Below are 15,414 nucleotides of genomic sequence, written 5' to 3' on the forward strand. Positions count from 1 at the left end.
GCCCTTTTCATGCATATGCCGGTAAATGATCACATGACGCCAGACAACGGCTCACCACTTTATACAAGCCTCCAATCAGGTGCGAATGCCGAGGATCGTCCCTTGGCCATCGAAGCGCGCGGGCTCGTCAAAAGCTTTGATGGCACGAAGGCGGTCGATGGCGTCGATCTGTCAGTGCCCGAGGGCGCGATTTACGGTGTGCTTGGCCCAAATGGCGCAGGCAAGACGACAACCTTGCGGATGCTGCTGGGCATCATCGACCCGGACGACGGCGTGCGGATGATCTTTGGCCACGACCGACCCCACGATATTGGCCGCCTGATCGGCTATCTGCCGGAAGAACGCGGGCTTTACCCTGCGATGAAGTCTATCGAGGCGATTGCCTTTATGGGCGCGCTTCGCGGGCTTTCCTTGGCCGAAGGTCGCGAGCGCGGCATGGAATTGCTGGAGCGCCACGATCTGGCGCACGCTGCAAACCGCACCATCCGCCAGCTTTCCAAAGGCATGGCGCAAACCGTGCAATTGCTCGGCACTCTGGTCCATCGCCCGCGCCTTGTGGTGCTGGATGAGCCTTTCTCAGGGCTCGACGCGATCAATCAGGGTAAGCTTGAAGGGATGATCCGCAACCTTGCCGAAGACGGCGTGACGGTGATTTTCTCCACCCACGTCATCCACCATGCCGAGCGCCTGTGCGAAGGCGTTGCCATTATCGCCGGTGGCAAAGTGCCCTATGCAGGCAGCGTTGAGACAGCGCGTGACCGCATCCCGGCACAAGTCCGTCTTGAGACAAGAGCCCGCGAGGGAGGGTGGACCAGCGCCCTTCCCGAAGAGACCCGGCGCGAAGGCGACTTTTTCTACTTCCCGCTGCCCGAAACAGGGGTCGAACCGCTGCTCAAGACTTTGATCGAAGGGGAAGCGGGTATCTTGTCGCTCTCTATCGAGCGTGCTGGTCTGCACGATGCCTTTGTCGCAATTGCTGGCGAGGCAGCAGCACGACAGCTTGAGGCGGATCAACAAGGAGACGCCAAATGAGCGCCGAGGGCCAAGCTGCAATCAACGCATCTCCGCGTCTGTCAAAACTCGAAGCGGCATGGGTAATTGCCAGGCGCGATTTTGTCGCTGTCCTGTTCAGCCGCGCGTTCCTGTTCTTCCTGATCGGCCCGCTGTTCCCGGTGCTGGTGGGCGGATTGGCAGGCAGTATTGGCGGGCAAGTATCGCGCCAGGCCGCCGTCATCGAAGTGGGCGTTGCCATGGCCGCAGACGACAGCGCGGCCCTTATGGCTGCGCGTAACAGGCTCGCCCCGCAATTGGGGGGCGCGGTCCCGGTGCTGCGCGAAGTCACCGAGGCAGCGGACGATCCCGCCTTTGACGCGCGCGCATTCATGGAAGAGCGCCGAGGCAATTACGCCGCAATCATAACCGGCACGCTCAGCGCGCCCGAAGTGGTCGGCACCGAAGGGCAAGTTCGGCGGTGGAAAGGCCCGGTCGAATTAATGGCGGCCGAGGCGATGGCGGCAAGCCCGCTCACGGTTCCCTCCTCGCAGACGACAACAGTCACATCGAGCGCAGCGTCCGAACGCACAAACCGCATTCGTACAGCGCAGGCTGCGCAAATGGTGATGTTCCTTTTGACCATGCTTTTGGCTGGAATGGTGCTCTCCAATCTGGCTGAGGAAAAGGGCAATAAGGTCATCGAAATCCTTGCCGCTGCGATCCCCATGGATTCGGTATTCATGGGCAAACTGTTCGCGATGCTGGGCGTATCATTCGTCGGGATTGCCGTTTGGGGCACGCTTGGCTGGGGCTTTTGGGCGATTGCAGAGGACGCGATTGTGACCGTCACACAGACCAATTTCCGCGAGCTTCCCGGCCCTGCGGTTGGCTGGTCGATGTTCCTTTTGCTCGGCGTCCTCTATTTCTCCATGGCCTATCTGCTCTTGGGCGCGCTGTTCCTGACCATTGGCGCAATGGCGAGCACGGTTCGCGAAGTTCAGACCATGTCCATGCCCGTCACCATGATGCAGCTTATGGTGTTCTTCCTTGCCGCCTACACCATCACACAGCCCGGCTCCGCGCTGGAGATGGTGGCGATTGCCTTCCCGTTGTCCTCACCTTTTGCGATGCTGGCCCGCGCAGCTTTGGAAGAGACCTTGTGGACCCATATCGGCGCGCTTGCATGGCAGATGGTCTGGGTAGTGCTCCTCGTCAAAGGCGGCTCTATGCTCTTCCGCAAGAAAGTGATGAAATCAGGCAATGCTGGCACGAAGAAAAAGCGCTGGTCTTTCCGGCGCAAAGCATCCCAAATGGAGCCAGCTGAATAGTTGCCTAAACAACAGACCAAATAAGTGGCGGATCAAAACTCATATTGACATTGCTGTCAGTTAAGGCAGGATGACACTTGAGGGGATAGTGCGACGGGAGAAGAGTCGTGCTTCCTACAGGAGAGAGACATGGCCACCGTAGCACCGCACAATCCAATGGCGCGTCCCGAAGTGCGCACTTCGCCCACCGCTTACAAGGCGCTCACAGAACACTTCGCAAAGCATCCCGAGGATGTTCCGACGCACTCCCACAAATGGGATTTGAGCCGCTCGGACATTTATTACGAGGACAAATGGCAGCCGATTGTTGCCGAGATGCAGGCAGCCGGACCGCTCCACTATATCGATGACAGCCCCTTTGGCCCTTATTGGTCCGTGGTCGGCCACAAGGCGATCCAGCATATCGAAGCCTTGCCCGAAGTGTTCTCGTCTAGCTGGGAGCACGGCGGCATCACCATCCTTGACCGGCTGAGCGAAGAAGAGCTCGCCGAGGCAGGCGTCGATCGCCGCGAATTGCCGATGTTCATTGCGATGGACCGCCCGCAGCACACCGGCCAGCGCCGCACTGTTGCCCCCAAATTCACGCCATCGGGCATGTCCGCGATGGAGCCGGAAATCCGTGCACGAACGGGCGAACTGCTCGATTCCCTCCCGCGCGGCGAAGTGTTTGATTGGGTCGACAAGGTCTCTATCGAGCTCACGACCGGCATGCTCGCCATCTTGTTCGGCTTCCCTTGGGAAGACCGCCGCCTGCTCACCTTCTGGTCGGATTGGTCCGGCGATACCGAGCTTGCCACTGTACGCGAGCTCGATGAAATGCGCTGGGGTTTCCTCCACGAAATGGCGGCCTATTTCCAATCGCTTTGGATCGAGCGGACGCAGGATAAAGAGCCCGGCGATGATCTCATCTCGATGATGATCCACTCCGAGGCGATGAACCAGATGCGCCCTGAGGAGTTCATGGGCAATCTCATCCTGCTCATCGTGGGCGGCAATGACACCACCCGCAATTCGATGAGCGGCTTCGTCCACGCGCTCGACAAATTCCCGGATCAGCGCAAGAAGTTCGAAGAGAACCCCGACATCATTCCGAACGCGGTTCAGGAAATGCTGCGGATGCAGACCCCGCTTGCGCATATGCGCCGCACCTGCACCGAAGATACCGAAGTGTTTGGCAAGACGATCAAGAAGGGTGAAAAAGTCATCCTTTGGTATCTGGCTGCCAATCACGAGGAAGAAATCTTCCCTGATCCTCACACGCTCGACCTTTCGCGTGAGAACGCCAAACGCCACATCGCCTTTGGCTATGGCATTCACCGCTGTGTGGGTGCGCGTCTCGCAGAGCTGCAATTGCGCATTCTTCTTGAAGAAATGCACAAGCGGCGGATGCGGGTTCACGTGGCCGGTGATGTCGAGCGGGTGCGCGCCAATTTCGTGCACGGTTTCCGCAAGCTCGAGGTCGAAATCACGCAATTTTGATTTTTTCGGCGGCCAAAGTGTAACCTTTTGCGCCTGGCTTACGTATTCACTGAGTGAAACCAGTGTTTATTGGAGGCTCTCACATGCCGTCACAAAAGACCAACCGCCGTTCGTTCCTCGCCACCAGCGGGATAGTTGCCATGCTGCCGTTTTTGGGCGGATGCGGGTCCGAGGTTCAGGCGCGCACAGCCAATGGCAATTTCCGCGTAACCAAGACCGAGGCACAGTGGCGGCGCAAGCTTACGCGCTCTGAATATTACGTGCTGCGCGATGCGGGGACCGAACGGGCATATTCCTCGCCCCTCGACAAAGAGAAGCGCCGCGGCACCTTTGTATGCGCAGGCTGCGGCAACCGCCTTTATTCAAGCGCGCACAAATATGACAGCGGCACAGGCTGGCCCAGCTTCTGGCAGCCGATTGATAAAGGCGCGGTGGGCACGTCAACCGACTACAAAATCGGCGTGCCGCGCACCGAGGTGCACTGTGCCGATTGCGGCGGGCATTTGGGTCACATTTTCGGCGATGGCCCGCGTCCAACGGGTAAGCGTCACTGCATCAACGGCGTCGCGATGGACTTTATTCCGGCATAAAGCCGAGGGGATTTTATTCCGGCATAAAGCCGAGGGGATTTCATTCCGGCTTAACCCGCCACAGCTTTAGGCCGTTGTCTCCTGGAATTCCCACAGGTTCTAGCCAGTCTGGCACATTGCCCTTGGCCAATTGCGGGACAAATCCCTCTGCCCTGATGCTCGCATATGTTTGCGATTCGTACAGCGCAGGACACATCGCGACATAGCGCGAACCGCGCTGTTGCAGAGCCTCTCGCGCTTCCTCAGGCGTGGCAAGTGCCGTCTCGATAAGCATCTTCATCGCTTTATGACCCCGGTGATGACCGGTCGCAACGACGCTGTGATCGCTCACCAAAAGGAGTTCGGGCGCAATATCAAGAAGAGCGTAAATCTCGCCCTCGGGAAGCGCGTTTAACGTCGCGGCTGCGTCTTGTACGCGGCAATCAGCAACCCGAATGGGCACATCGGCTGCGCCCCCAACCGATGCACGTACAGGCATTGCGCTGGTCAGCACCAAGGCCGGAATGGCAGGCAGAAGCGCGCAGGCAACGCCCACCATGGCTGCCATGCGCGGGATAGGGCCTTCCATCGAACGGATCGCCTTCATCCAGCGCCGCAGTTGCCACGCGACAAGCGGGCTTGCCAGAACGCAGGCAACAGCGCCGGTGCGAGCGACAAAGATCGAGACCGCCAAAGCGCCGCCAAGAATAAGCGCATAGTCCCGCCAGAACTCACGCAAACCTTCATGCGAGCGAACCATCAACTGAAGGCAAGCAAAGATCGCGATCAAAGGCGCTGCGATATATTGCAGGGCGATAGCCAGAACCTGCTCCCACATCGGCCGACCTTCCAGCACATTGGAAAGCCAGATTTTGGACACCAGAGGATCGACCTGCGCAAAGCCGCCGCCACTGGCGCATCCGGGCGCGCTCAGCATCAGCATGGCAAGCGCGCCGCCGCCTGCAAGTGCAAAGCCGGCAAGCCTAACCCCCAAAGGCACGCGCGCCGGTTGGGCCAGTAAGGTCAGGCACAATGCGCCCCAGCCAAACATCGCCAGATGAATCGGGCTGATCGCATCGCAATAGGTGGCAAGATCGCCAAATCCTCGGGTCAAGGCGAAGAGGGCAGCGCTGACCAGGGCCAAAGCCTGGATCGCGCTCACCAACCAATCGCCCGCCTTGGGATCGCGCAGCCAGCGAAGGGCAAGCACTGCAAAGGTTATCGCCGCCAAAGGCAGGCCTTCGATGGAAATCGAAAGCCAAGCGGCAAAACTTGCCCCGATAATCCAGCCGCCGCGAACCGCTGAACGCGCGAGCAAGCCATTCACCGCCGCGAGCGCGCAGACCAATTGCCAGCCATGGTGGTCAATCCTCATCGGAGAAAGCTGGAACACAACGGGTATCGAAATGACGATCACAAGGCTTGTGAAAACCGCCTCTTCATCGCCCCAAAGCCGCCACGCGATGCGCGCGGCAAGCAGCATGACAAAACCCAGCGTGATGAGCGGGACAAGCACAATCGCGACTGTTTCAGCCATTGCGCTACCCACAATCGGGGTGAGCGCAAAAATCACTATTGCCAAGGGAAGATCAACGAGCCGCGACCAATGCATCGCCACCCCGCCGCCAGCCGCATCCACGCGGGTCTGCGTCACGTCAAACCAGCTTTGCCCCCCTAAAAGGTCGCGCACCTGGATAAGGCGCAAGATATCGTCAGGGTCTGAGAAATGGAGGCCGGTGATCGCGCTCCAGCTAGCTGTTATCAGAAAGGCGCTGACCAAAGCCCACACGAGCGCGGTCTTCCCAAGGAAGCCAAGCGGAAAGGGTGATCTGCGGCGTTCCACCAACATGGGTCACGCGCTCTGATGAAGCGAGGTGTCCTCGCGAAAGACGATTTTTGCGCGGATCAACCATGTGACAAAGAAGCTGACGCCAATCGCGGCCAGCTTTGCTGCACGCGGGTCAATCCCGCTCCAATCGCCAATGCCGACAATCGCCGTGGTAAGCGCAAGACCGACCAGGGCAGAAATCACGAACAGCGCCTTTTGCCGCGAGCGGGCAGTGCCAGAGGCGGCCACGCGGTCCTGAAAAACGGCGCGGCTCGACATCAGCCAATGCGCCAGAATACCAAACGAATAGCCAATGGCAGAGGCAGGCGCTGCCATCACGCCCATGGCCATAAGCGCAAGGAAGCTGCCGAAATCCACCGCCAGCGCGCCAACGCTTGCCAGCAGATAGCGGACAAACCGCGCATCGCTGAACTTAGCAAGTAAAGGCGCGAGCCGGTTCATCAGGCGCTCTTGCGGATGTCAGTTTCAGAAGCCTCATCGCGGGCAATACGTTCTGGCACACCGCGCAAAGACGTGAGCGCTGCGATCTGATCTTCATTAAGCGGCTTGGTCTCATCACTTGCGGGCTCTCTATCTGGCCCACTTGCAGACAGGGCCTTTTCAGCGCCCTCATCGCCTGCTTCGTGATATTCGGCATCCTCATTGACGCACCATGTGTCGTAAACGCGCTTTCCAGCCACGATGTTCTCAACCGTCAGCATAGCGGTCATCATCGCGTGGTCCTGATTGTTATACCGGTGCATACCGTTGCGGCCTACAAGGTGCAGGCTCGGGTGTTTTTCCTCAAGCTCATGACGCATCGCATCGACATTGGCTTCGTAGTCGTCGTCATAGACGGGATACGCCTTTTCCTGACGAACAACTGCGCCGCCGACGACTTTGGCAGGGTCGCACAGGCCCAGAATTTCCATCTCGCGGGTGGCTTGTGCAATCAGGTCTTCATCGGAAGATGACCACAGGCCGTCTCCCTCAAAGCAGAAATATTCAAGGCCAACACAGGCCATGCTTTCATCCGGGATCATCTCAGGCGACCAGCTGCGGAAGTTTTGCACGCGGCCAACCTGCACCCGGTCATCATGGATATAAATCCAATTGTCGGGGAAGAGGTCCTCGGATTTCACCATCAAGGCAACGGTCAAGAAGTCGCGGTAGCGAAGGTTGTCGGCTTGAAGGGTTGATTGTGGCAGCGGGTGAATGCGCTTGGAAAGTTCGCGCATGGGCGCAGAGCTAATGACGTGCCGTGCGCGGATCGTGGCACTGCCCGCAGGACCCTTCGCGCTCATCGACCATTCGTAACCCTCGTCATTGGGGCCGATTTTGGCGAGGCGATCAAGGCCGTGGCCCATCAGGACCTCGCCCTTGCCAGTCGCCAGAATGTGATCGCGCGCCGCATCCCACATCATACCCGGGCCAAGCCGGGGATAGCGGAAGGTTTCAAGCAGGGTCTTGGTTTCCATCCCGTCATTGGGCTTTTTGTTCAGCCCAAGGCTGCGCTTAAGCCCGTCGGTAACTGCGCTCCAAAGCGATAGGCCCTTGATACGCTGCGCCGCCCAATCGGCGCTCATTTCATCGCATGGCATGCCCCACACTTTCTCAGTGTAGGTCTTGAAGAAGATCGAATAGAGCTTCTTGCCGAATTGATTGGTGGTCCAATCCTCAAAGCTTTTCACGTCTTTGATCGGGAACAGCTTATATTTGAGATAGCTCGCCATGCACACGGTCGAGCGAAAGATGCCGAGGTTCCAAAGCGCTTCGAATGCGCGAAGGGGGTAGGAATAAAACTTACCCTCGTAATAAATGCGGCTCATGCGGGGGCGCTGGATGAAATCGTCGGGCAGGATTTCATTCCAAAGGTCCACGACCTCCTGGCTTTTTGAGAAAAAGCGGTGCCCACCAATGTCAAAACGATAGCCTTCGTGCTCAACCGTACGGCTGATCCCGCCGACGTAGGTTTCGTCTTTCTCGATGATGACGACCGATTTGCCTTGCTTGGTAAGCAGATATCCGGCGGTCAGCCCTGCTGGCCCTGCGCCGATAATGGCAACGTCGCAGTTCAATGTTCCCGGATTTTGAACGCTTCCTTGCGTCATAGATGGTCCCCGTCTTGAGCGCTTGGCTTTTTAACCTCTGGCTCGCACATTCGCGGCCAGCTCAATCCGGTGAGTGAAGGAAATTGGTTAGCGAGACGTAAACACGCGTAGCAAATCGTCCAAAAAACTACGGGATTTGCCTAGGGTCTTGGGCCCGGTGCAGAAGTTCGAGCGGCTTTATCGCAACAAGTCGGGGCACTGCAGTTTCGCGGCGAGCTCTGCAAACTGGTCAAGCGAAAGCGTATCTTCAAACACGATGCCGTATTCGCTATCGCGCCGCCAGCGCACTTTTGCCCGTACTTCGCCGAAACGAATCTCCTCTTCCAGACATTGCACACGCAGTGCCTGGTCGAGCGCAAAAGGCGTTTCGCAAAAGAAGCGAGCACCTTGTTGTGAAAGGTTGTCAACGATGCCCTCGCCCGGCCCGCTCAGCGAGTTAATTTGTACCGGGAAGGCAAGACCAAGCCTTAGCCCCCGTTTTGCAACGCTCGGCGTTGCTAACAAGAAATCGGCAAGATCGATCCTATTTTTAAACTCAAAACCGACTTCATTGCCCGCCTCCCGTACCGGAGAAATTTCATAGATGCCGCCAGACGGCATATGCAGCTCAATCAGAGTGCCAGTCGGGGTCGCATGGAACAGGCGCAGGCGCACGCCTGTTTCCGAAACATCGCGCACCACGCAGACAAATTCGCCATGCGGCGCGACAAGTTTGGCTGCCCGGATCAAGGGGAGGTGGCGCGTGGATCGCGCACGCTCCTTGGCAGCTTCACCTGCTTGTTGGACAATACGTTGCTCCGAGGCAGCAGGTGTATCTTCGTCGGAGACGCCGTGTCGATGATCGCCGGTTGTATAATCCATAAATCCGTCGCTCGCACTGACTGCCTAGGGCCGCTGCACTGCGCGTAAAAATGCGTAAGCAGCGCGAGGCTGTGAGCTAGAGCGCAAGAATTAATGGGAAGACGAAGAGCCTCCTCGAAACGATCCCTAGTGGCAAGAAACCATTCCTCAATCTTTGAAAGGTCGCCATAAATTCACCACAGCGCGCGCACGTTCACAGCTCGCGAATACGGACTGCTTTTTTTTGGGGGGGGTGCGGTATCATCCGGGACCAGAGGCAAGGATGAATAACCAATGGTGCGGGTGGTGGGACTCGAACCCACACGATCTATAGGATCAGGGGATTTTAAGTCCCCGGCGTCTACCATTCCGCCACACCCGCCTATGGCGCCAGCCCAGAACATGAGCCCAGAACATGAGTTCTGAGAATGAGCCCGGCGCATTAGCTCGCAGCTGCGCGCGATAGCAGACATAAAATTTTGAGCAACTCGCGGTTTTTGCGAAATCTAATCGCTGTTGAGGCGATTTTTGATTTCCTTGCCGGCCTTAAAATATGGGACGCGCTTGGCTGGGACTTTCACCGCTTCGCCAGTGCGCGGATTGCGGCCCACGCGCGCCTCGCGTTCGCGGGTCGAAAACGCCCCAAACCCGCGCAATTCAACCCGGCCACCTTCTGCAAGACGTTGAGTGATTTCGTCAAAGAAGACATCGACCACCTGCTCCACTTCGTCAGCGCGAAGGTCGGGGTTGTCTTTATGCAGTTCAGCGAGAAGTTCGGATCGTATCATGTTTTCCTCCGAGCGGTCAGGAATGACGCCTAACCGTACCCTATTTGTGCAACAGCTTTCGCAAGCTGAATTTTCTGTCCACCTGACATTACCGTCCATGCCTAGACCCGAAAGGCGGTGGACTGGTTACGATAGTGACAGAACAGTGAATAAACTGCAAGGATCGAAGGGATTTGCTGATCGCGATGAACAACCGGATCGGAGCTACCCAGGCGGTGCGCAGTGCACAGCTATGGTCGATCTATCTCAGGTGCGCTCCACCAGATCTTCAGGGGAGATCCCCAATCGCTCCATTCGCGCGCGAATCTCAGGCCATTCTTCAGCAATGAAAAGCTCACGTTCGCGCTTGCGCAGGATCTGCGCTGCCCCTTTGACGACATACATTCCGACCCCGCGCCGCACCTCGACAAGGCCATCGTTCTGGAACTGCTGATAAGCCTTTGCGACAGTCAGAGGGTTCGCGCCTTCTTCCGCTGCCAGAGTGCGCACCGAAGGCAGCATCGCCCCTTCGGCATAATCACCTTCGATGATGCCTGCAGCAATCTGATCGCGCAGCTTGAGATATACGGGCCGCGCCTGTGTCATGGGTTCAAATCCGTCATGGAGAATTCTTCGTCATAATCGCCTCGCTAGGTGCATCAGTGCCATAATACACTCACTCGCGTCAAGCGATGCGGGGCGGAGAGGGACGGGCGCAAGATTGTGCGATCACTGCGAAACAAAAGCTTCACACGCGCAAAATGCCCGCTAGTGTGCCGCCGTTATGAGATGTCCGCTGGTTAGGCGGGCTAAGACAATCAAGAGGGATCGGTATCGCAATGGGCGAACTCAAAGACATTGCCTTGTGGAATTACGCTGACTGGGCGGCCTTAATCGCTGCATTGGCGCTGGCGGGCTTTCTCGTGGCAGGCGCATTTGCGCTAACCCGGCCTCAAGAAGAGGTGATGGGCCACCCCAAGGGCCTTTATATGCTGTTCTTTGCCGAGATGTGGGAGCGGTTCTCCTACTATGGCATGCGCGCTTTGCTGATCCTGTATTTGGTAAAGCACTGGCTGTATTCCGATGGCAGCGCGAACCTGATCTACGGCGCTTACACGAGCCTTGTTTATATCACGCCGGTGCTCGGTGGATGGCTGGCTGACCGTTATCTGGGTCAGCGTAAAGCGGTGGCGTTTGGCGCAATCCTCTTAACCCTTGGCCACTTCTTTATGGCGTTTGAGGGAGATGGCTCTGGCTATCAAAGCGATGGCACCACGCTCAACATCTTCTGGCTTGCTTTGGCGCTTATTATCGTCGGTTCGGGCTTCCTCAAGGCGAATATCTCGGTACTCGTGGGTCAGCTTTATAGCCGCACCGACACACGCCGCGACGGGGCCTACACGATCTTCTATGTCGGGATTAATCTGGGCGCTGCGACCGGTGTTCTGATCGCTGCCTACCTTGGTGAGACCGTCAGCTGGGCGTTGGGCTTTGGCCTTGCAGGCTTTGGTATGCTGCTTGGCCTGGTGGTCTTTGTGCTTGGCAAGAGCTTGCTGCGCGGCAATGGCGAGCCGCCGGTGCCTGCCAAGCTCAAACAAAAGGTCGCCGGGCTCAATTTCGAGTGGCTTTTATACGGTGTCGGCTTCGTCGGTGTCGCAGTGATCTGGTTCCTGATCCAGTATCAGGAGGCGGTTGGCGGCATCTTGCTCGTCTCGGGCATAGCGCTGCTCGGCTACGTCCTTTATGAAAGCTTCAAGCTCGACAAAGAGGCACGCGAGCGGGTCTATGCGATGATATTTTTCATCCTTCTCATGCCCTTGTTCTGGGGCCTGTTTGAACAAGCAGGCGGCTCGATGAACCTGTTTACTGATCGGTATGTTGATCGCGGCGGGGTTCCCACCACCTTCTTCCAGTCGGTCAATGCGATCTACATCGTCCTTTTGGGGCCGATCTTTGCGATCGCGTGGCAATGGATGGCGCGGACGGGGATTGAACCTTCAACCCCTGCCAAGATGGGCCTTGGTATTGCGCAAATGGGCTTGGCGTTCATTGTCACCGTTTGGGGCGCTGAGAACTTTAGTTCAGCCGATGAAGCGGGTGTGCTCCTGACGCCCGTCGTCTTCATATTCATCTTCTATCTTCTTTCCACCACGGGTGAGCTTTGCCTGAGCCCCGTAGGCTTGTCTGCGATCAACCGTTTGTCGGTAAAGCACATGGCGAGCCTTATGATGGCGGCCTTCTTTTTCGGCACGGCAGGCGGAAATTTCGTCGCGGGCGCGATGGGCGCGTTGATGGGCCAAGGCGAAGGCGGAGAGATGACGCGCGATGCGGCGCTTGAGATATATTGGGCGATGGGCATTGTCGCCACAGTCATTGGTGTTTTGGTCTGTTTCGTCAGTCCGCTGGTCAAGAAGCTTATGCATCTCGACACGCTTGCTGATGATGGCGAAGAGCATTCGACCGATATGGCGGACGCAGCGACAGCAACGGCAACAACTGCCTGATAAGCAGAGCTGAGTTCGAACAAAGCGGGCGGCGTCTTATTGGCCTCGCTCCATTTGAAAGACAGGAGCGGACATGACGCGATTGGGTCAGATTGGGCGCACATTGCAATTTGCGGCGTTTGCCTGCGGAATGGTTTTTGCAACCAGCGCGAACGCCCAAAGCGGCGATACTGCCACGCAAGCAACAGGCCCCTCAACCGCTGCGGAACAGGATCAGCGCAGCTACCACAATGCGCAGCAGTCTTATCTCGCCGGGCTGCAAGCCAAGGATGGCTGGTACACGATGGAAGGGGGCCTTCGCTGGCGCTACCTTGAGTATAAAGGGACCGGTGACAGCCCGACGCCTGCGGACACGGTGACGGTCCATTATGCGGGCACTTTTATCGATGGAAAGACCTTTGACAGCTCTTACGATAGAGGCGAGCCCGCCACTTTCCCTTTGAGCGGCCTGGTCAAGGCATGGGAAATGGCTATTCCTGAGATGCGCGTGGGCGAAACCATCGAACTGGCTGCCCCTGCAAGCCTTGCCTATGGCCCGCGCGGTCGCGGTCCGATACCGGGCGGTGCGACGCTTGTTTTCAAGGTTGAGCTGATTTCTATCGAAGGGCGATAGTTCCAAGAATGCGGGGCCAAAACGGCGCGCCGGCCTAGGCTTTGCGGCCAAGCGATGTTACATTTTACATTATGGATCCAGCACTCATCGCCTTGGTTGCGGCGAATAGCGCCTTTGTCGGCACACATTTTGCAATGTCGCATCCCTTGCGCGCGCCGCTTGTCGCCCTTTTGGGTGAACAGCTTTTCCAACTCGTTTATTCCATCGTAAGCTTGGTCACATTTGCGGGGATTTACTTTGCCTTTGTCGCTTCACCCGTCGCCGATCTGCCGGGATCAGGCGAGATCGGATGGGCGATCGCCACACTCTTGAGCCTGCCAGCGATGATCCTGCTCGCGGGGTCTTTCATCGGCAATCCGGCACTCCCCACACCCATGGCAAAGGATCAGGCCCGCGCGGCGCCCCGCGGTGTTTTCACCATCACCCGCCACCCCATGATGTGGGGCTTTGCCCTGTGGGCGCTTTCTCACATTGTCATTCACTGGAGCTGGCGCACGACCATTACAGCGGCGGCGATGGGCGTGCTGGCCTTGGTTGGTGCACGCCTTCAAGACCGCAAAAAGCGCAGGCTGATGGGCGAGGCCTGGGCCTTGTGGGAAGCCAAGACCAGCTATTGGCCGCGATTGTCAGGGTTTGCAAAAGCAGGCCCGCTTCCGTGGACAGTGGGCCTCATATTCTTCGTCTTCTTCACCTGGCTGCACATGCCCATCGGCGGCATCCCAGCTGGCATCTGGCGCTGGTTTTAACGCGCGCGATTAAGCCCAAGCCCTCTAATCCACTCCGCCCGCGCCTCTCCTGATCCACGCTCGAAGGCAAGGCCATGACCGGCCCCCTCAAAGCGCTGGAACTCGACAGCTGGATTGGTTTGGCTGAGCGCAAGCCCCAGTTCAAACGGAACCACCTCATCCATCGTGCCGTGCTGGATCAGGATCGGCATGGTAAGCTTGGGAAGCTTTGCTGCGTTATCGAACCTATCATGCATCAGCAAACGCACCGGAAAGATCGGCAGGCTGTTCGCAGCCACATCCGGCATGCTGGTAAAGGGCGCTGTCAGTATCAGCGCGGCGGGCTGGTGGCGCAAAGCCATTTCGGTCGCAACGCCAGTGCCAAGCGAATTGCCCCGGATGATCGTCAACTCCCGCGCGATGCCCTTTGCCAAAAGCCACGCCATCGCAGCGTCACCGTCGACATAAAAGCCCTCTTCGCCCGGTCCACCAGCGTGACCTGCATACCCGCGATACTCCACCAAAAGCAGGCCAATGCCCGCCTCGGCCAAAGGCTGCGTTGCGACCTTCGCACCGGTCAAAGTGCCGCTATTGCCATGAAAATAGACCAGCGTCGGCTCATCAAGCGCAGCTTTGCGGTAGAAGCTGCGCAAGCTCAGGCCGTCGCTGGTATCGATCATCACCTCCTCAAAACTTTGAGGCAATGCTGATTGGGTTTGCGGCGCGGGATAGATGAAGCGAGCCTGGAAGACGAACAGGATCGTCAGAACCAGCAAATATACGGCAGCGACGATGATCAGGAGCTTGGTCGCGACTTTGCGCATGACAGTTGCCTCTGACTACTCCCCCTTGAATTCGGCTGCTCGCTTTTCGAGCAAAGCCGCCACACCTTCGGCGTGATCCTGGGTAGTGTGCATCATCGCCTGCGTATTGGCCGCCATTTCAAGCGCGGTGTCATAATTGATCTGCTGGCCCTGGCGCAAAAGCATCTTGGTTTGGCGCAAGGAATGGGGCGGCATGCTTGCTATTTTCTCGGCCTTGGCCATGGCTTCGTCCATGAGGGTGTCGTGCGGCACCACTTTGCTGACAAGGCCCCAATCTTGCGCTGTGCCTGCGTCAATTACATCGCCGGTGTAGAACAAGTCAGCAGCGCGGCTCATCCCGATTACGCGCGGCAAAATCCATGTGCCGCCATCACCTGGAATGATGCCGAGTTTGAGGAAGGTCACACCAAACCTGGCCTTTTCGCTCGCGATGCGAATGTCGGCAAGGCATGCGACATCACACCCTAATCCGATTGCGGGACCATTGACCGCAGCAATCACGGGCACTCGGATCGAGTGCAGCGCGCGCAGCATCATGTGAATGTTGTTGCGATAACCATCAGAGATCGCAGGTGTGCTGCCACCAAACGTCCCGGTTTTATCGCGCATCGCCTTCACATCGCCGCCAGCGGAAAACGCGCGCCCTGCCCCGGTCATCACGACGCAAGAGACGCCCATGTCCCGGTTTATCTCATTGCACACACGGGCAAACTCATCCCCGTCGCCGGGACTGCCGAGCGGGTTCATCGTGTCGGCACGATCAATGGTCAGGGTCGTTACAGCGCCTTGGCGCGTCATTTGCAAAAGGGACATGGGTGCGAGCTTACCTCTTT

Annotated in this window: 15 protein-coding genes and 1 tRNA gene; 7 read left to right on the plus strand and 9 right to left on the minus strand. The window is 57.8% G+C overall.

Going from position 1 to position 15,414, the window contains the following annotated elements; genetic code table 11:
• The first annotated feature begins 33 nt into the window (after positions 1 to 33).
• The 4 genes from EH31_RS14805 to msrB all read left to right on the plus strand — a co-directional run bounded on the left by EH31_RS14805 (position 34) and on the right by msrB (position 4,390).
• Complete coding sequence (locus tag EH31_RS14805) at positions 34 to 1,032, plus strand: ABC transporter ATP-binding protein (RefSeq protein WP_051699334.1); 999 nt, start codon at positions 34 to 36, stop codon at positions 1,030 to 1,032.
• Entirely contained in the window at positions 1,029 to 2,321 is a 1,293-nt protein-coding gene (locus tag EH31_RS14810) for an ABC transporter permease (RefSeq protein WP_034961715.1), read from the plus strand. The genes EH31_RS14805 and EH31_RS14810 overlap by 4 nt, the downstream gene beginning before the upstream one ends.
• A gap of 129 nt (positions 2,322 to 2,450) precedes the next feature.
• Entirely contained in the window at positions 2,451 to 3,800 is a 1,350-nt protein-coding gene (locus EH31_RS14815; RefSeq protein ID WP_034961717.1) for a cytochrome P450, read from the plus strand.
• An 83-nt stretch (positions 3,801 to 3,883) separates the two neighbouring features.
• Entirely contained in the window at positions 3,884 to 4,390 is a 507-nt protein-coding gene (gene msrB, locus EH31_RS14820) for a peptide-methionine (R)-S-oxide reductase MsrB (RefSeq protein WP_034961719.1), read from the plus strand.
• 40 nt (positions 4,391 to 4,430) lie between these two features.
• Here the strand turns inward: msrB and EH31_RS14825 are convergent, their stop codons facing one another.
• The 7 genes from EH31_RS14825 to EH31_RS14855 form a co-directional block, all read right to left on the minus strand.
• Positions 4,431 to 6,218 (minus strand): hypothetical protein, encoded by a 1,788-nt coding sequence (locus EH31_RS14825; protein WP_051699311.1) that lies wholly within the window; start codon positions 6,216 to 6,218, stop codon positions 4,431 to 4,433.
• A 3-nt stretch (positions 6,219 to 6,221) separates the two neighbouring features.
• Entirely contained in the window at positions 6,222 to 6,659 is a 438-nt protein-coding gene (locus EH31_RS14830) for a GtrA family protein (RefSeq protein WP_034961721.1), read from the minus strand.
• Positions 6,659 to 8,308: an NAD(P)/FAD-dependent oxidoreductase gene (locus tag EH31_RS14835; RefSeq protein ID WP_034961729.1), complete on the minus strand. Its 1,650-nt coding sequence runs from the start codon at positions 8,306 to 8,308 to the stop codon at positions 6,659 to 6,661. The genes EH31_RS14830 and EH31_RS14835 overlap by 1 nt, the downstream gene beginning before the upstream one ends.
• A 177-nt stretch (positions 8,309 to 8,485) precedes the next feature.
• The gene (locus tag EH31_RS14840) at positions 8,486 to 8,989 is read right to left on the minus strand and encodes a PilZ domain-containing protein (RefSeq protein ID WP_161782157.1); all 504 of its coding nucleotides are present in this window, start codon (positions 8,987 to 8,989) and stop codon (positions 8,486 to 8,488) included.
• Between the two features lie 454 nt (positions 8,990 to 9,443).
• Positions 9,444 to 9,530 (minus strand) — tRNA-Leu (locus EH31_RS14845).
• 124 nt (positions 9,531 to 9,654) lie between these two features.
• Complete coding sequence (locus EH31_RS14850) at positions 9,655 to 9,936, minus strand: integration host factor subunit beta (protein ID WP_034961731.1); 282 nt, start codon at positions 9,934 to 9,936, stop codon at positions 9,655 to 9,657.
• 246 nt (positions 9,937 to 10,182) lie between these two features.
• A complete protein-coding gene (locus tag EH31_RS14855) occupies positions 10,183 to 10,521 on the minus strand; it encodes a GntR family transcriptional regulator (protein WP_034961732.1) in 339 nt (112 codons plus the stop codon).
• A gap of 233 nt (positions 10,522 to 10,754) precedes the next feature.
• Here EH31_RS14855 and EH31_RS14860 point away from each other — a divergent pair, with 233 nt between their 5' ends.
• From EH31_RS14860 to EH31_RS14870, 3 genes are all read left to right on the plus strand, one after another.
• The gene (locus EH31_RS14860; RefSeq protein WP_034961735.1) at positions 10,755 to 12,419 is read left to right on the plus strand and encodes a peptide MFS transporter; all 1,665 of its coding nucleotides are present in this window, start codon (positions 10,755 to 10,757) and stop codon (positions 12,417 to 12,419) included.
• A 73-nt stretch (positions 12,420 to 12,492) separates the two neighbouring features.
• Positions 12,493 to 13,032, plus strand: coding sequence for an FKBP-type peptidyl-prolyl cis-trans isomerase (locus EH31_RS14865; protein WP_241765948.1), 540 nt, complete (start codon positions 12,493 to 12,495; stop codon positions 13,030 to 13,032).
• Positions 13,033 to 13,103: 71 nt separating this feature from the next.
• Positions 13,104 to 13,778 (plus strand): NnrU family protein, encoded by a 675-nt coding sequence (locus EH31_RS14870; protein ID WP_034961737.1) that lies wholly within the window; start codon positions 13,104 to 13,106, stop codon positions 13,776 to 13,778.
• On the opposite strand, the gene EH31_RS14875 is transcribed toward EH31_RS14870, so the two are convergent.
• Positions 13,775 to 14,581, minus strand: coding sequence for an alpha/beta hydrolase (locus EH31_RS14875; RefSeq protein ID WP_051699313.1), 807 nt, complete (start codon positions 14,579 to 14,581; stop codon positions 13,775 to 13,777). The two genes, EH31_RS14870 and EH31_RS14875, sit on opposite strands and share 4 nt — an antisense overlap.
• 15 nt (positions 14,582 to 14,596) lie before the next feature.
• Entirely contained in the window at positions 14,597 to 15,394 is a 798-nt protein-coding gene (locus EH31_RS14880; RefSeq protein ID WP_034961739.1) for a crotonase/enoyl-CoA hydratase family protein, read from the minus strand.
• Positions 15,395 to 15,414: the final 20 nt, after the last annotated feature.

It is taken from the genome of Erythrobacter longus (genome assembly GCF_000715015.1).
Taxonomy (GTDB): Bacteria; Pseudomonadota; Alphaproteobacteria; order Sphingomonadales; family Sphingomonadaceae; genus Erythrobacter; species Erythrobacter longus.

Coding starts and splice junctions, on each gene's coding strand:
- EH31_RS14860 (WP_034961735.1), top strand. CDS start 10,755: ATGGGCGAACTCAAAGACATTGCCTTGTGGAATTACGCTGACTGGGCG.
- EH31_RS14855 (WP_034961732.1), bottom strand. CDS start 10,521: ATGACACAGGCGCGGCCCGTATATCTCAAGCTGCGCGATCAGATTGCT.
- EH31_RS14870 (WP_034961737.1), top strand. CDS start 13,104: ATGGATCCAGCACTCATCGCCTTGGTTGCGGCGAATAGCGCCTTTGTC.
- EH31_RS14835 (WP_034961729.1), bottom strand. CDS start 8,308: ATGACGCAAGGAAGCGTTCAAAATCCGGGAACATTGAACTGCGACGTT.
- EH31_RS14810 (WP_034961715.1), top strand. CDS start 1,029: ATGAGCGCCGAGGGCCAAGCTGCAATCAACGCATCTCCGCGTCTGTCA.
- EH31_RS14880 (WP_034961739.1), bottom strand. CDS start 15,394: ATGTCCCTTTTGCAAATGACGCGCCAAGGCGCTGTAACGACCCTGACC.
- EH31_RS14875 (WP_051699313.1), bottom strand. CDS start 14,581: ATGCGCAAAGTCGCGACCAAGCTCCTGATCATCGTCGCTGCCGTATAT.
- msrB (WP_034961719.1), top strand. CDS start 3,884: ATGCCGTCACAAAAGACCAACCGCCGTTCGTTCCTCGCCACCAGCGGG.
- EH31_RS14805 (WP_051699334.1), top strand. CDS start 34: ATGACGCCAGACAACGGCTCACCACTTTATACAAGCCTCCAATCAGGT.
- EH31_RS14830 (WP_034961721.1), bottom strand. CDS start 6,659: ATGAACCGGCTCGCGCCTTTACTTGCTAAGTTCAGCGATGCGCGGTTT.
- EH31_RS14850 (WP_034961731.1), bottom strand. CDS start 9,936: ATGATACGATCCGAACTTCTCGCTGAACTGCATAAAGACAACCCCGAC.
- EH31_RS14825 (WP_051699311.1), bottom strand. CDS start 6,218: ATGTTGGTGGAACGCCGCAGATCACCCTTTCCGCTTGGCTTCCTTGGG.
- EH31_RS14865 (WP_241765948.1), top strand. CDS start 12,493: ATGACGCGATTGGGTCAGATTGGGCGCACATTGCAATTTGCGGCGTTT.
- EH31_RS14815 (WP_034961717.1), top strand. CDS start 2,451: ATGGCCACCGTAGCACCGCACAATCCAATGGCGCGTCCCGAAGTGCGC.